This window comes from Paraburkholderia sp. A1BS-2L (assembly GCF_051125205.1).
Classification (GTDB): Bacteria; Pseudomonadota; Gammaproteobacteria; order Burkholderiales; family Burkholderiaceae; genus Paraburkholderia.
In genome coordinates, this window is sequence record NZ_CP120428.1 from 782,305 (window position 1) to 797,801 (window position 15,497).

Here is a 15,497-nt window from a genome sequence, read left to right on the forward strand (position 1 = left end):
GGGGTATTACCGCGTCAGCCAGACCTGGAAGCGCTTGTTGATCTCGTCGGCGTTATCGGCCCAGAAGGTCGAATTGATCTGGATGGCGCGCTTGAAGTTATCGGGCGCGGTCGGCAGATCGGCGAGCCGTTGTTTGTCGACGAGCGCAATCGCATCCTTGCGCGGCGGCGCATAGGCGATGTACTTCGAAAGATCGGCATAGGCTTTTGGCTGCGATGCGAAAGCGATGAACTTCGCAGCCTCGTCGGCATGCTTGGCGCCCGCCGGGATGCCCCACCATTCATAGTCGTAGACTTGCGCATCCCAGACGATCTTGAACGGTTTCTGGTCCTTCTTCGCAGCGTCGTCGATTCGGCCGTTGTACGCCTGCGTCATCACGACGGCGCCATCGGCGAGCAGTTGAGGCGCCTGCGCACCGGACTCCCACCACACGATGTTCTTCTTGATCGTGTCGAGTTTCTTGAATGCCCGATCAACGCCCGCTGGCGTTCCGAGGACCTTGTATACGTCTTTCGGATCCACGCCATCGGCAATGAGCGCCCATTCCATTGAACCCTTCGGCGATTTGCGCAGGCCCCGCTTGCCGGGGAATTTCTTCAAGTCGAAGAAGTCGCTGATGGTCTGCGGCGCCGTCTTGAGCTTGCTCGCATCGTAGGCGTAGACCGTGGACCACACCATGCTTGCCACCGCGCAGTCGCTGATGGATCCGGCAATGAAGTCGCTCGTATTGCCAAGACTCTTCTTGTCGAACTTCTTGAGAAGCCCTTCGTCGCAGGCCGTGATCGCGTCGTTGCTTTCGAGATCGATGAGATCCCATGTCGTGTTTTTTGCCTGCTCCATCGCCGCAAGCTTCGCGAGGCCGCCATCGTACGATTCCAGCGAAAAATTAACACCGGTCGATTGCGTGAATGGATCGAAATACGCCTTTTTCGCCGCCGCCTCATAGGCGCCGCCGAAGGTGACGACATTGAGCGTCTGCGCGGCTTGCGCCGAAACGCAAGCGAAGGCGACTACAGCGAGTGCAGCGCATTGTGCTTTGATGTGAGTGCGCATATCAGTTGGCTCCTGCGGGTGCGGTCGAAATGATGGAAGGTGAGGGCGATGCTGGGGGAGGCACTGCGGGGGCGCTGCGAGGCACGCTCGCAGCGAGAATCTTGCAGTCGTCGTGGCGCCAGGCCACCTCGATGGTGTCGCCGGCCGCAGGCAAGCTGTGGCATTGCGTGTTGGGGACCTTCACAACGAGCGCGTCGCGCGAGCCGAGCGTCAAATGCACCCGGTGGTGATCGCCGCAATACACGAGTTCCTGCACCCTGGCGCGCACGACATTGCTTTGTGCGTCGGCCTGCATGTCATCGGCGCCGTGAATATGCGCGCGCTCGGGCCGCAAGGCGAGCATCGCCTCGTTGCCTTCGCTCAGGTCTTGTTCGCAGCGGCCGCGAATGATGCTGCCATCGGAGAGCATGAGGGTTGCCCAGTTGTCCTTCACCGTCACGACGCGCCCACGCAGGCCGTTGTTCTCGCCCACGAAGTTCGCGACGAAGGCGTTGCGCGCGTTTTCGTAGAGCTCGGTGGGCGACGCGGCTTGCTGGATGCGTCCATCGGAAAACACCGCGACCCGATCCGACATGGTCAAGGCTTCCGCCTGATCGTGTGTCACGTAGACGATCGTGAGCGACAGTTCGCGATGCAGTCGCATGATTTCGTACTGCATGGTTTCGCGCAGCCGCTTGTCGAGCGCGCCGAGCGGCTCGTCCATGAGAACGACGCTGGGTTCGAAGACGAGTGCGCGCGCCAGTGCGACGCGCTGCTGCTGTCCGCCCGAGAGTTGCGCTGGACGCCGGTTTGCCAGATGCGGCAGCTCGATCATCTCCAGCGCTCGCTTCACGCGCACTTTCTGGTTCGCGCGGCTCACACGTCGCACGGACAGGGGAAATGCGACGTTCTCCGCAATCGTGAGATGCGGAAAGAGCGCATAGTTTTGAAAGACCATGCCGATGTCACGCTGATGCGGTGGCTTGTCGTCGAGACGTTTTCCGTCGAGGCGTATTTCGCCTTGCGTGGGCGACTCGAAGCCAGCAAGCATCATGAGTGTGGTCGTTTTGCCCGACCCCGACGGACCAAGCAGCGACAGAAACTCGCCCTTTCGCACATCAAGGTTCAAATCGTCGACGACGTAATTCGCGCCGTCGTACGACTTGCTCACACCTGAGAACGAAATGAAGGATCGGTTAGACATCGTGATAGCGTCCTCTCGAGGGTGCTTCAATTAGCGCGCAGTGAGCTTCGACGCGAGATAACGGGCGAAGTCAAAGTTCGGACGTTCGAGGTGGCTCAGGTGGCCGGGCTTGGCAAGCGGCGCATGCACACCGCGAAACACGGCTTCCACGCCGCGCTTGTCTTCCGCATTCACTTCGTCGAGCAGTGTCTTGAGCGTCGCCATGTGCGCGTTGGCTTCGGGATCGGCGATGAATTCGGGCGCAAGCCCGCCGCCAAAGCGGATATGCACGTGGCCGACGCCTTGCGGCTGCAACACCAGATACCAGAAGTAACCTGGCGTAAGAGTGATGAGATGCGTCGGATAGACCGCGAGCAACGCGGTGGTCTTGCGCCAGTGCCCGGTCAGGCGGTTATTGTCCGGATGGGCATTGCCGATAGGAAGCGACGCTTCTTTCGTGATCCAGTGATAGTTGAACGCGGGATAGCCCGGCGGGCATTCCATCTCTTCGAGTCTGGAATGCGGCCCGACCGTTGCGCGATGCAGCATCGGCAGGTGATAGCTTTCCATGAAGTTTTCGGCGAGGATTTTCCAGTTGGTATCCCAGACGTGCTCTTCATAAAAGGTCTCGACATAGTCCGTCATGCCGTATGCGCCAATCAACTCGCCCAGTTGCGCGAGCTGCTGATGAACCGGCTGTGCATCTTGATCGAGTGTCACGTAGATCCAGCCTTGCCATTCCTCGCAGCGGATCGCCGGCAGCTGGTAGCTTTCCTTGCAGAAGCCCGCTTGCTGGTCCATCAGCGGCGCGCCCTTCAGTGCGCCGTCGAGTCCGTAGTTCCACGCGTGATACGGGCAAATGATTCGTCGTATGTTCCCTCGGCCTTCAAGCAGAACGGACATGCGATGCAGGCACACATTCGACATTGCGCGCAGCCCCATCTTTTCGTCGCGCACCACGACGACCGGTTGAGACGCGATATTCGCGGTCAGGTAGTCGCCGGGCGCTTTCAGCGCACTCGCACGCCCCACGCATTGCCATTCCTTCGCAAAGATCGCGCGCTCCTCGAGCGACAGGAACTCGGGCGATGTGTACACGCCAGGAGGCATCGAGCGCGCATCGCTGAATGGTCGCTCGCAGCCGGCCACAAGCGCGTCGACCAAAGCATGGGCGGCCATTTGCACGGTGTGCACGGTGGGGTTTTCCATGAGGCGCTCCTGATGTCGAGTGCGTTCGCGCGACGGGAAGGTCTGCGCTTTAATCGCGTTGTCTGGGAGGTAATCTACCAAGCCAAATTACCAGTCAAAATATTGTTTTCGGATACTAAAGACAGGATTTGGCTATGCAGCCTGCGAAGCATGTCCACTCCGTTGTGAGGGACGGTTATATGTCGAGCTTCAGGCGGCGTATATAGCTTTCGCTAAACGATGAGAATCGGGACACCACCTGGCGCGCCTTCATCGTTTTCGATTGGGCGATTCCGAGCGTCGTCGCGTTGACGTTGTCCCTGAATCGCTTGATCACGAACTCGCTGCCGTCGACGGTTCGCGTCGAACTCAGCGGGAAGTTCAGGATGCTGTAGCCAAGGCCGTTGGCAACCATCCCCCGCACCACTTCGGGCTGGGATGAACGAAAGGCCGGCACGGGCCGGCTGCCTACGGCATCGAAGAGCGCGGCGAAATAGTCCCGGCTGTGCGGCAGGTCCAGCATCACGTAGGGTTCGTCGATCAGGTCCTGCAGCGATACCTTGCGCGCGCGGGCGAGCCGGTGCGTGGCTGGCAGGATCGCGTAAGGCGGCAAGGGGAGCAACGGGGTAAACGCGATGTCTTCGGTCAGATCGAGGCTATAGGTGAGCACGATGTCGAGCGAACCGTCGTGCAGGCCCTTTAATAGCTCGTCCTGATGCGCCTCGATGGTGCGAAAACTGATGCCACTGTGCTCGCTCGTAAAACGGCTGATCAGCCCCGGCATGAGCGGCGGCGCCAGAGAAACGAGGCAGCCGAGCGCAATCGATCCCGTCATCCCGCCGTCCATTTCGGTGGCGGTCATCTGCAGTTCTTCCGCAATCTTCAGGAGATTGCGTGCCTGGCCGAGAAGATCGCGCCCCGCTTGAGTGAGCGACAGGCCGCTCGCGTGATGCCGGATGAACAGCTGCACGCCGAACGAGATCTCGAGATCGGCCAGAGCGGTCGAGATGGACGGCTGCGAAATATGCAGCCGCTTTGCAGCGGCCGTGAAAGACAGGACTTCGGCAGTCACTACAAAGTACCGCAACTGGCGCAGCGAGTAACGCAGCGGCTGACTTTCCATAAGCTTCGCTCCCGGTTGACGTCCTCAGATGGATCGCATTGTGAAGTGATCAAAAATCACTGCATAGCCGAATCCAATGCTCTGCATTTTTTTAATATATTTTTCGGATTGTGCAAGCCGGCGTAGATTCCTATCCGAAAGATCACGCAGGGTGTCTGGAGGCCGCGCGAGGTCGATTCAAGCACACCGAATTTTGCTCCTTCGAAGGACTCAGCCATGACAGTCGAAATAAAGGCAACGGACACGCTCGTTGTGGGCGCAGGGCAAGCTGGCATCGCCGTGAGCGAACACCTGGGCAAGCTCGGCGTCCCGCATATCGTGCTCGAGCGCGATCGCATCGCCGAACGCTGGCGCACCGGGCGATGGGACTCACTCGTCGCCAATGGACCTGCCTGGCACGATCGCTTTCCTAACCTCGAATTCGCCGATTTCGATCCCGACGGCTTCCCGGGCAAGGAGCAGATCGCAGACTATTTTGTTGCCTATGCGAAGAAGTTCGACGCGCCGATTCGCACCGGCGTCGAAGTAAAGAAGGTCGTGCGCAATGTCGGGCGGCCCGGATTTACCGTCGATACATCGGCCGGAACGATCGAAGCGCAGCGCGTTGTTGTCGCGACCGGGCCGTTTCAGCGGCCCGTGATTCCGCCGATCGCACCGAACTCGGATCGACTCACGCAGATCCACTCCGCCGACTATCGCAATCCGCAGCAATTGCCCGAAGGCGGCGTGCTGGTGGTCGGCGCGGGATCGTCGGGCGTGCAGATCGCCGATGAATTGCAGCGCTCGGGCCGGCGCGTTTATTTGTCGGTCGGCGCGCACGATCGTCCGCCGCGCGGATATCGCGGACGCGACTTCTGCTGGTGGCTCGGCGTGCTCGGCGAGTGGGACGCGGAAGTCATGAAGCCCGGCCGCGAACACGTGACCATCGCGGTGAGCGGCGCGCGCGGCGGTCATACGGTCGACTTCAGGCGTCTCGCGCAGCAGGGCATCACGCTCGTTGGCCTGACGAAATCGTTCAACGATACGACCGTCGCGTTCGAAGCCGATCTCGCCGATAACATCCGCCGCGGCGACGAGAACTATCTGTCGCTGCTCGATGCAGCCGATGCCTATGCTCGACGCAACGGCCTCGATCTTCCTGAGGAACCCGAAGCGCGCATCATTGGCCCCGATCCTGAATGCATGACGCATCCGCTTGCCGAACTCGATCTGGCGAAGGCAGGAGTAACGTCGATTATCTGGGCCACCGGTTATGCCGTCGATTTCAATTGGCTCAAAGTCGATACGTTCGACGAGAAGGGCAAGCCCAAACATCAGCGCGGCGTCGCGAAGGAGCCGGGCATCTATTTCCTCGGCCTGCCGTGGCTTTCGCGCCGTGGCTCCGCGTTCATCTGGGGTGTATGGCATGACGCGAAACATATTGCCGATCACATCGTCACGCAGCGCAAATACCTGACCTATTACGATACGCCGCAACAGCATGTGGAAGACAAGCGCGCGGGAAGCGCCGGAAGCGCACCTGACGAGTCGTGCGTGCGCAAGGTCAGCGAGATGGGCGTGAATTGATTTCAAAACTATCCAGTAAGGTACATCGATGAGTCAACCTACGCATACCCGTATCCGCATGTTCAACACCAAGGATACGTACCCCAATCAATCGCTCGATAACGATCTTTGCCAGGCCGTGCGTGCCGGCAATACCGTTTATGTGCGCGGCCAGATTGGCACGGACTTCGATGGCAATCTCGTCGGTCTCGGCGATCCGCGCGCGCAGGCAGAGCAGGCGATGAAGAACGTGAAGCAGTTGCTCGAAGAGGCGGGCAGCGATCTCTCGCATATCGTCAAGACGACGACCTATCTCACCGACGTGCGCTTTCGCGAGCCCGTGTATCGCGAAGTCGGCAAATGGCTCAAGGGTGTGTTTCCCATTTCCACCGGTCTCACTGTCGTGGCGCTGGGGCAGCCGGAATGGCTGATGGAAATCGACGTGATCGCCGTGATTCCCGATGGATGGGTGCCGCCGCAGGCCTGAAAGACGTTAAAGGAGCGTTAAAGGAGAGGACATGACTTTTTCTATCGTCGGGCGTTGCGAGCGGACCGGCCAGCTTGGCATCGCGATTAGTTCATCGAGCATCGCGGTGGGCGCGCGCTGTCCGTGGGTACGCGCGGGCGTTGGCGTGGTCGCGACGCAGAACGTCACGCTGCCCGCGCTCGGTCCGCGGATCCTCGACCATATGGAGAGTGCGAAGCTCGATCCGGCCGCAGCGCTGGATCGCGCGTTGGGCGAGAGCGAATGGAGCGAGTACCGGCAGGTGACGGTGGTTGATGCACAAGGGCGCATCGCGTTTTTCAGCGGCAAGCAAGCGCTCGGCACGTATCACGCGGTCGCGGGCAAGCAGTGCGCCGCGGCGGGCAATATGCTCTCGGGCCTTCACGTGATCGAGGCGATGATTCCCGCATTCGAGAGTGCGTCGGGTCATCTTGCCGATCGATTGCTTGCGGCGATGCATGCGGCGCTCGCGGCGGGCGGCGAAGCAGGGCCCGTGCATTCGGCCGCGCTGAAAATCGCCGGGGAGCAGAGTTGGCCGCTTGTCGATTTGCGCGTCGATTGGGCCGATGACAATCCCATCGGCAAGCTCGATGGTCTCTGGCAGGCGTATCAGCCGCAGATGCAGGACTACGTCACTCGCGCATTGAACCCGACCGCCGCGCCAAGCTATGGAGTGCCAGGCGATGAGTGAAATGACGAGCCGCGATCTGCTCGAAAGCCTGATCGGCTTCGCGACGGTCAGTCGCGATTCGAATCTGAAGCTGATCGAGTTTATTCGCGACTACCTCGCGCAACTGCACATCGAGTGCGAGCTGTTCTACAACGCGGAGCGTACGAAGGCGAACTTGTTCGCGACCATCGGGCCGCGCGATCGTGGCGGCATCGTGCTGTCGGGGCATACAGACGTCGTGCCGGTCGACGGACAAGCATGGAATGTCGATCCGTTCAGGCTCAGCGAGCAGGACGGGCGGCTCTACGGACGTGGTACGGCCGATATGAAGGGCTATCTCGCGTCGGCTTTGGCGGCGGTGCCGCTGTTCCTCGAAAGCGAATTGAAGATTCCGGTGCATCTCGCGTTTTCTTACGACGAAGAAGTCGGATGCCTGGGCGTGAGGCCGATGCTCGCCGAGCTGGAAAAGCGTCCGCACAAGCCGCTGTTGTGTCTGATCGGTGAGCCCACCGAACTGAAGCCCGTGCTTGGCCACAAAGGCAAACTTGCGATGCGCTGCCAGGTGAAGGGCGCGGCTTGCCATTCCGCTTATGCGCCGTATGGCGTCAACGCCATTCAGCACGCGGCGCGTCTGATCAACCGTCTGGAAGAGATAGGCGAGCGCCTGGCGCGGCCCGAGCATCATGACGAGCGCTTCGATCCGCCGTATTCGACCGTGCAGACGGGTGTCATCAAAGGCGGCCGCGCGCTCAATATCGTGCCGGCGGAATGCGAATTCGATTTCGAGGTGCGCGCGTTGCCGGGTTTCGACGCGAGCCAGGTTGCCGACGATTTGCAGGCGTATGCGCAAACGGAACTGCTGCCGAAGATGCGCGCCGTGAAGTCCGATACCGAGATCCGCTTTGAGTTGCTGTCCTCCTATCCCGGACTCGCGACGCCGCCAGACAGCGAAGCCGCGCGTATTCTGTCGATGCTCAGCGGCTCCCGGGAGTTTGGTACGGTCGCGTACGGATCCGAGGGCGGGCTATTCAACTTCGCAGGCATTCCTGCTGTCGTGTGCGGCCCGGGCAGCATGGACCAAGGGCACAAACCCGACGAATATCTGACGGTCGAACAACTTCACGGCTGCGATTCGATGATGAAACGCGTGGCGCGGTACGCTGTTGACGCGGGTTGATGCGTCTCGTCACGTCTCTTGCCGTCGATCAACGGGCCTAAAAACACCTAAGTCTGCCGATCGGCCGATTGCCTCGCGTTTACACGCAATTGGCCTCGGCCAAATGTTGTCGGCCGCACATACCACCATGCCGTCATTCGTACGGCTGATCACTCCTTAACCCGCCGAACGCCCAATCGCGACGTTTCTGCCAAAGCGATGGTTGGCTGCGCAACGTGTCAACTGTCGAAACGACGGGCTTCCTGAGGGCGCGTGGTCCAGCGCTCGTCTGTCGGATTCTTTATTTCGGATTTCCTCCCGCTTTCAATCGCTCAGTGAGGTAGCGAACGGTTCGCTCTCTGTGTCGCGGATACCTTAACGACACGTAAAAGGGAGGCGGCCGCGCTGAGCAATCAGCGGCGCTGCTTGAGATGGCGTCCACGGTCGACGTCGAAGAATTATTAATTGGGAATCCAAAATGAAAAAGAAGGCCCGGGGGGGGAAGGAATGGGTGCCACTGAAAGTTCTGGCGATGCTGGCGGTTAGTCTGCAAGCGGGGACGGGGGTGGCTAGTCCATCTACTGCAGGGAACGCGCCGGACGTCCTCGCAGATGGCACAGGTCTGTCATTCCGGCAAGGCGGCATCGATTCACCTATGGGCGCAGCTGACGCTTTGGCTGCGACCGGTCAGCAGATGCCAGGCGGCGCGCGCGGCGCGGGAGTAGGTGTCGGCTCGGCTGCGAGCCCGGGGCCGGGCGCGGGCGATGGCAGCGGGTCGGGCGGGCCCGGCACGGCGGGCGTTGCGACGGACGGCGGCCCGGGCGCCGGCACCGGAAGTACGGGTATTGGCAGTGGGGGCGGCCTCGCTGCCAGTGTCGGTGCCAACGTGGGGGCAGCCGCAGCAGGAGCTGCAAACGGTGGCAGAGGTGACGCTGGAACAACGGGTGGTGGCGTGGGAGGTTCCACCGCGGGTAGCTCAAGCAGCGGTGGCGCAGGTGCTGGAAGCACGGGTAGCCAAAGCAACGGGGGCCAGCAGGGTGCCGGTGGTCAGGGCACGGGAGCGCAGGCTGGCAGTGGCCAAGGTAGCGGTGCGCAAGGTGGCGGTGCGCAAGGTGGCAGTGCTCAGGGTAGTGGTTCGCAAGGTACCGGCGGTCAAGGTGGTAGTGGCCAAGGTAGCGGTGCGCAGGGCGGCGGTGGTCAGGGTGGCGGTTCACAAGGTACCGGCGGTCAAGGTGGCACTGGTCAGGGTAGCGGTTCGCAGGGTGCCGGCGGCCAGGGTGGCAGTGGTCAGGGTAGCGGCTCGCAAGGTACTGGCGGTCAAGGTGGCGGTGGTCAGGGTGGCGGTTCACAAGGTACTGGCGGTCAAGGTGGCGGTGGTCCGGGCGGCGGTTCGCAAGGTACCGGCGGTCAAGGTGGCAGTGGTCAGGGTAGCGGCGGCCACGGCAACGGCGGTCAGGGCAATGGTGGTCAGGGCAACGGCGGTCAGGGAAGCGGCGGCCAGGGAAGCGGTGGTCAGGGAACCGGCGGCCAGGGAAGCGGCGGCCACGGTAACGGCGGTCAGGGTAGCGGCGGCCAGGGAAGCGGTGGCCACGGTAACGGCGGTCAGGGTAGCGGCGGCCAGGGAAGCGGTGGTCAGGGAAGCGGCGGCCAGGGTAGCGGTGGCCACGGCAGCGGTGGCCAGGGTAGTGGCGGCCAAGGTAGCGGCGGCCAGGGTAGCGGTGGCCACGGTAACGGCGGCCAGGGAAGCGGTGGCCAGGGAAGCGGTGGCCAGGGAAGCGGTGGCCAGGGTAGCGGCGGTCACGGTAACGGCGGCCAGGGAAGCGGCGGCCACGGTAACGGCGGTCAGGGTAGCGGTGGCCAAGGTAGCGGTGGCCAAGGTAGCGGCGGCCAGGGTAGCGGTGGTCACGGTAGTGGTGGCCAGGGTAACGGCGCCAACGGTAACGGAGGCCAAGGGAGCGGAGGCCAGGGTAGTGGCGGTCAGGGCAACGGTGGTCAAGGTAGCGGCGGCCACGGCAACGGCGGTCAAGGCAACGGCAACGGCGGCGGGCACGGCGGTACGCACTAGAAATCAATCGACTGCGGGCGCCTGGAATCCCCTTGCAATGAACAGTCAGACCTCGCGACTGCCTGCTCCAGAAATCCTCCCCCTTCACGGGGCGGAGGATTTTCAGCCTGAAAAAGCGCATTCTCTCCGTGTGAAAGCGGGGCTGACTAAACGGTGAAAATTCCCGAAAGTCACCGGTCCATGCGACGCCTATACGGCTGGCTATCGCGACGGGGCAAGCCCATCTGCCGCCACAAAACGCGATTTCCATTACTCATAGGTCAGTAAGTTAGGGAACTAACTCGTCGAATGAAAGTAAGCGATGATTTCCGCACACCGAATGGAGAATCGTAAGCGCGAAATAATGCACACCTAGCATCAGCAGTCGGAAAGAGGCAAGCTGCGTCCGCAGACTTGAATTGCGGACGCAGATAATGACCGACACTGACTTTGACTTTCTTCCCCTGCGGGTGATCAAGACATGTGCCGATGGCAAGCATCGATACGATCCCGAGGGCAAACGCAAGCTTATCGAGGCTTGCCGGCGGCCTGGTGCATCGCTGGCTGGTCTGGCGCTGAAGGCCTGCGTGAACGCCAACCAACTGCACAAGTGGGTGCGTCTGAAGGAGCGGCGGGAACGCGCTGCTGACGCGACTGCTGACGTTGGGCAACCGTCGTCGGCATTCGCAGCGGTCGTCACGGTCGACGAGGCGTCCTCGATATTGGCCCCGAAGGTCGCTGTGCCGCGTGAGCAGCCATCGACGTCACGGCGCGAACTGTTTCAGCCTTCACGCCCGGCATCGACCGCGCGCCTGTCAGCGACGCTGCCCAACGGGGTCGTCGTCGAGCTCGAGTGTTCCGGCCGCGATGCTTCACTCGTGAGCGCGATGATCGCCGCACTGGGAGCGCCCTGATGTTCCGCTTCGATCATGACCTGCTGGTGTACCTGCATCGCGAGCCGATCGACTTCCGCGCCGGACTGAACACGCTGGTGACGCTGGTCGAGCAGTCGATGCAGCTTGACCCGCTCGCGCGAGCCGTCTTCGGGTTCCACAACCGCAAGCGCGACCGCGTGAAACTTCTTCTCTATGATCGCGCGGGGTTCTGGCTCATGATGAAACGACTTGAGGCAGACCGGTTTGCCTGGCCCCGTCGCCAGCAGAGCGTGGTCGAACTCACGACGGAACAGCTTCACCTGCTGCTCGACGGCGTCGATCTCGACGCGCTGCGCCGCCACCCAGCACGGCAATACTGCCACGCGAGCTGAAGCCCGGTGTCGCCGCCGTTGCAGGTAAACAACGGCGGCCCCAGCCGTTACAAATTCGCGTAAACCTGTTTGGCTCTGCGATTCGCTATCGTGGAGCGCATGTCCCCTCCCGATCTCCCCCGACTCCCGCGCACCGCCAAGGCCTATATCCACAAGCTGGAAGAGCGCGTGGCGGCTGATGCGCTGCTCATTGCCGAGCGCGACGCCAGGATTGACGAATTGACCCGGCGCCTGGACGCGCTTGAGGAGCAATATCGTCTTGCGCTGGCCCGACAGTACGCACCGAAGAGTGAGAAGCGCAAGGACCGCGTGTTCAACGAGGCGGAACAAGCCGTCCAGGATGAACCTGAAGAAGAGAACGCCGGCGAAGTGCCCGTGTTGCCGGACACCGGGTTGCCCGAGGTCAAGCCTGCCGAAACACGCAAGCCCGGACGCCAGCCGCTGTCTGCGGATCTGCCGCGCGAGCGCATCGAGTACGACCTGCCCGAAGAGCGCAAGAGCTGCCCGTGCTGCGGCGAGGCAATGCACCGCATGGGCGAGGAAACCAGCGAGCAGTTGCACATGGAAGTCAAGGTATCGGTGCTGCAACACGCGCGCTTCAAGTATGCATGCCGGCACTGCGAGCGTCATGGCATGCGCACGCCGATCGTGATCGCGCCCATGCCGGTACAACCCTTGCCGGGCAGCCACGCGAGCCCGTCGATGATCGCCGCTGTCACGCTCGGCAAGTATGTCGATGGCACGCCGTTGTACCGGATGGAGGATGTGCTCGCGCGCTCAAACATCGCGGTCAGCCGTGGTACGCTGGCGAACTGGATCATCCGCCCCGCCGAGTTGCATTACAGCCGGCTGTATGAAGCGCTCAGGCAGATCCTGCGGGGACAGGACCGAATCCACGGTGACGAGACGACAGTCCAGGTTCTGAAGGAAGAAGGCCGGAAGGCGCAGGACACGTCGTACATGTGGGTGTACAGAAGTGCTGAGGATAGCGAACAACCGGTAGTGCTGTTCGACTATCAGACCGGGCGTGGCCAGGAGCATCCGAAAGCCTTCCTTGGTGACTATGCGGGTACGCTGATGACGGACGGCTGGCCCGCGTGGCGCACCCTCAAGAATGCGACCCATCTTGGATGCCTGGCGCACGCCAGGCGAATGTTTACGGACGCGCAAAAAGGGCAAAAGAACAAGCCAAGTACGCGTATCACGCGGGCGCTGGAGTTCTTCCAGGCGCTGTATCAGGTCGAGGCGCTCGCCAAACAGACGTTACCCGATGGTGAGGCATTGGCTGACCACCGGTACCGGCTGCGGCAACAGCACAGCGTACCATTGCTGGATGCCTTCAAGGCCTGGCTCGACGAACTGGCGCCGAAGGTGTTGCCCAAGAGTCTGCTCGGCGAGGCGATCGGCTACTGTCGCCGGCAATGGCCTTACCTGAGCCGCTACGTTGAAGATGGTCGCCACGCGATAGATAACAACATCGTCGAGCGCGACATAAGGCCATTCGTGATGGGGCGTTCATTGTGCACCTCCTTCCGAAACCTCGATAAACATTGGGATTTGTCCTTCGACATCGTTGCGACACGGGCGATGTTTGCGTGCCAGCGCCGTCGTAACAGCTTCGCTTCGCAGATCGCTTTCCCTGATCTGCCATGGGGCGTCAGGCATCACCTGCTCGGCGGGCAGGATGCGCTCCTTGATCAGGCGGCGGATTGTGTGACTGGTTACGCCAAGGCGTTTCGCAGCCTCGAACATTGTTAGCCACTCTCCGTCCTTCTGCGCCGATTTGTAGGCGTGAATGTCTCTCACCTGTCGCATGGCCCTGACGCGATTCGCCGTCCAGGTCATGCCCTGTCCAGTGCGTAAGCCCATCCGGTTTAACGACGCAGCGATATCCTGATCTGACCACCGGCCCGCCATGCTGCGCATCACGGCGAGTGCTTCATCGGACGTGTTGCGCCCATGTTCACCGGTCTTCGGCTTGCGGATACGGAGCTCGGAATGCTGACCGCCTTGCCAGTGGATCGTGAGGGTAATCTCCCCTGCGGTTTCGTCGACATCGGCAACGATATCGACAATCAATGCGCGAACGAGTTGCTGGCGCACGCGCATGGTGACACCCGGAGCATTCCAGGCGGCAAGCAGATCCTCTGCGAGCTTCGTAAAATCGGGAACCGGCGCGTTTGCCTCGGGTGAAATCACCGCCTCCAGACGAGCCTGGCAAGCCTGCACGCGGCGCAATGCCGCCTCCCAGTTCTTCTCCAGCTGGCCGGCGATGAGGCGGTTGTCGGGATCACAAGCGGCATAGCGCCGTTCGGCCAGCGTGGCGTCGTACTGGGCCTGCTGCAACTCAAGCTCTACAATCCGTCGCTGCTCGATCAGGGTATCGATGTGCATTTGCTCAGCCTGCTGGGCGGCTTCAATCGCCAATGGCTCCACGACGCGCAGAAGTTCCTTGCCAATGGCAGCATCGATACGGGAGCCGCCAAAACTCATGCATTTCGATCGCGTGTCAAAACGGTGGCATCGATAGACTGCTCGCGGCACTCGTCCAGTATAAGCCACCGACAGCCGGCGTCCACAGCGCGCACAGGCAAGCAGGCCGGAGAGCAACGCGCGTCCTCCACGGCTCGATTTTACGTCACCCGCCTTGCCATATGTGTTGGCAGCGAGCTGCTTCTGGTTTCGTTCGAACTCCACCCAATCGATGTAGCCTTCGTGATGCTCCCGAAGCATGACCTCCCAGTCCTCATATGGCTTGCGATGCTTGTAGCTCTTGCGCGCACGGCCGTCCACGATTTCCATGCGCTTTCCGCTCTTGCCGTACACGTAGGCTCCGGCATAGAACGGATTCTTGAGCACCGATATCACGTTACGATAGCGTATCGGAGTCCAGTCGAAGTGCGTCAGCGTGCGGCCATCCGAAGGTCGCGGGAAGTGAACCTGCTCGCTCTTCAGTGATAAAAAAACCTGTCGTGCACTGCCCAGTTGCTGAAAGCGCGAGAAGATCAGGCGTATGACTTCCTGCAGCCGAACATTGGGATCGAAACCCAGACCGATGTCGCGATGCCAGATATAGCCAATGGGCACGCTGATACGCAATTCACCCCGGTGTGCCTTCTCCCTCTTGGCATCGAGCATGCGCGTACGCAGCACATTGAGTTCAAATTCACTAATGCTGCCCTTCATGCCCAGGAGCAAGCGGTCGTTAGCCCGGCAAGGATCGTACACGCCATCGAGATCGATGACCCTTGCTTGAACGAGCCCGCAAAGTTCGAGCAGGTGATGCCAGTCGCGACCATTACGCGCAAGACGTGATGCATCCAGGCACAGCACCGCACCGACTTCGCCAGCGCACAATAATGCGACCAGACGATCGAAACCGGGCCTCGCAACCGTGCCGCTCGCTGAGCGCCCCAGATCGTCATCAATGACTTCAACATCGCGAAATCCACGGCGCTTTGCTTCCTGCACGAGTTCATACTGGCGCCGCTGGCTCTCGAGGTTCAACTGAACCTGTGCCTGACTTGACTGCCGGACATAAACCACCGCCTTGCGCTTGAGAAGATCTGCTGGCAACCGATCACCGTTCGTCATCGTCACGCTCCTTCTCGGTCGCGACGCCGGCGGCGTGCATCAACAGGTTCGCGAGATGCCTGGTCGTGATTGCGCGTTGCGCCGCGCTTATCCCCTGAAGCTCGATGGTGTCGAATGCCATGCTCATCTGGCGCAGCATCGGCCGCGACGATTGCGGTTCTGCTGGATCGACGTTTGGCTGCTTGCCCAT

13 protein-coding genes and 1 pseudogene are annotated in these 15,497 nt (G+C 61.3%); 8 read left to right on the forward strand and 6 right to left on the reverse strand.

Going from position 1 to position 15,497, the window contains the following annotated elements; all coding sequences use genetic code 11:
• Positions 1 to 6 precede the first annotated feature (6 nt).
• The 4 genes from P5W98_RS03475 to P5W98_RS03490 form a co-directional block, all read right to left on the reverse strand.
• Positions 7 to 1,053 (reverse strand): polyamine ABC transporter substrate-binding protein, encoded by a 1,047-nt coding sequence (locus P5W98_RS03475; RefSeq protein WP_434718301.1) that lies wholly within the window; start codon positions 1,051 to 1,053, stop codon positions 7 to 9.
• A gap of 1 nt (position 1,054) precedes the next feature.
• Complete coding sequence (locus P5W98_RS03480; RefSeq protein WP_434718302.1) at positions 1,055 to 2,236, reverse strand: ABC transporter ATP-binding protein; 1,182 nt, start codon at positions 2,234 to 2,236, stop codon at positions 1,055 to 1,057.
• A gap of 30 nt (positions 2,237 to 2,266) precedes the next feature.
• On the reverse strand, positions 2,267 to 3,424 hold the full coding sequence (locus P5W98_RS03485; RefSeq protein WP_434718303.1) for an SRPBCC family protein: 1,158 nt from the start codon (positions 3,422 to 3,424) through the stop codon (positions 2,267 to 2,269).
• Between the two features lie 175 nt (positions 3,425 to 3,599).
• A complete protein-coding gene (locus P5W98_RS03490; protein WP_035526463.1) occupies positions 3,600 to 4,526 on the reverse strand; it encodes a LysR family transcriptional regulator in 927 nt (308 codons plus the stop codon).
• Between the two features lie 216 nt (positions 4,527 to 4,742).
• Between P5W98_RS03490 and P5W98_RS03495 the strand changes: the two genes are divergently transcribed.
• The 8 genes and pseudogenes from P5W98_RS03495 to tnpC form a co-directional block, all read left to right on the forward strand.
• On the forward strand, positions 4,743 to 6,092 hold the full coding sequence (locus P5W98_RS03495) for a flavin-containing monooxygenase (RefSeq protein ID WP_434718304.1): 1,350 nt from the start codon (positions 4,743 to 4,745) through the stop codon (positions 6,090 to 6,092).
• A gap of 28 nt (positions 6,093 to 6,120) precedes the next feature.
• Positions 6,121 to 6,558 (forward strand): RidA family protein, encoded by a 438-nt coding sequence (locus P5W98_RS03500; RefSeq protein ID WP_035526458.1) that lies wholly within the window; start codon positions 6,121 to 6,123, stop codon positions 6,556 to 6,558.
• A gap of 31 nt (positions 6,559 to 6,589) precedes the next feature.
• A complete protein-coding gene (locus P5W98_RS03505) occupies positions 6,590 to 7,267 on the forward strand; it encodes a DUF1028 domain-containing protein (RefSeq protein WP_434718305.1) in 678 nt (225 codons plus the stop codon).
• The gene (gene argE, locus P5W98_RS03510; RefSeq protein ID WP_434718306.1) at positions 7,260 to 8,423 is read left to right on the forward strand and encodes an acetylornithine deacetylase; all 1,164 of its coding nucleotides are present in this window, start codon (positions 7,260 to 7,262) and stop codon (positions 8,421 to 8,423) included. The genes P5W98_RS03505 and argE overlap by 8 nt, the downstream gene beginning before the upstream one ends.
• An 896-nt stretch (positions 8,424 to 9,319) precedes the next feature.
• The gene (locus P5W98_RS03515; RefSeq protein WP_434718307.1) at positions 9,320 to 10,624 is read left to right on the forward strand and encodes a hypothetical protein; all 1,305 of its coding nucleotides are present in this window, start codon (positions 9,320 to 9,322) and stop codon (positions 10,622 to 10,624) included.
• Between the two features lie 256 nt (positions 10,625 to 10,880).
• Entirely contained in the window at positions 10,881 to 11,360 is a 480-nt protein-coding gene (gene tnpA / locus P5W98_RS03520; RefSeq protein ID WP_434718308.1) for an IS66-like element accessory protein TnpA, read from the forward strand.
• Positions 11,360 to 11,713: an IS66 family insertion sequence element accessory protein TnpB gene (gene tnpB, locus P5W98_RS03525; protein ID WP_133792461.1), complete on the forward strand. Its 354-nt coding sequence runs from the start codon at positions 11,360 to 11,362 to the stop codon at positions 11,711 to 11,713. The genes tnpA and tnpB overlap by 1 nt, the downstream gene beginning before the upstream one ends.
• A 99-nt stretch (positions 11,714 to 11,812) precedes the next feature.
• Positions 11,813 to 13,228, forward strand: a pseudogene (gene tnpC / locus P5W98_RS03530) (IS66 family transposase); the annotation flags it as partial.
• Here the strand turns inward: tnpC and P5W98_RS03535 are convergent.
• Positions 13,229 to 15,307, reverse strand: a complete 2,079-nt coding sequence (locus P5W98_RS03535) for a recombinase family protein (protein WP_421042388.1) — start codon at positions 15,305 to 15,307, stop codon at positions 13,229 to 13,231.
• Positions 15,294 to 15,497, reverse strand: a complete 204-nt coding sequence (locus P5W98_RS03540; protein ID WP_213309052.1) for a hypothetical protein — start codon at positions 15,495 to 15,497, stop codon at positions 15,294 to 15,296. Before P5W98_RS03540 ends, P5W98_RS03535 begins: the two co-directional genes overlap by 14 nt.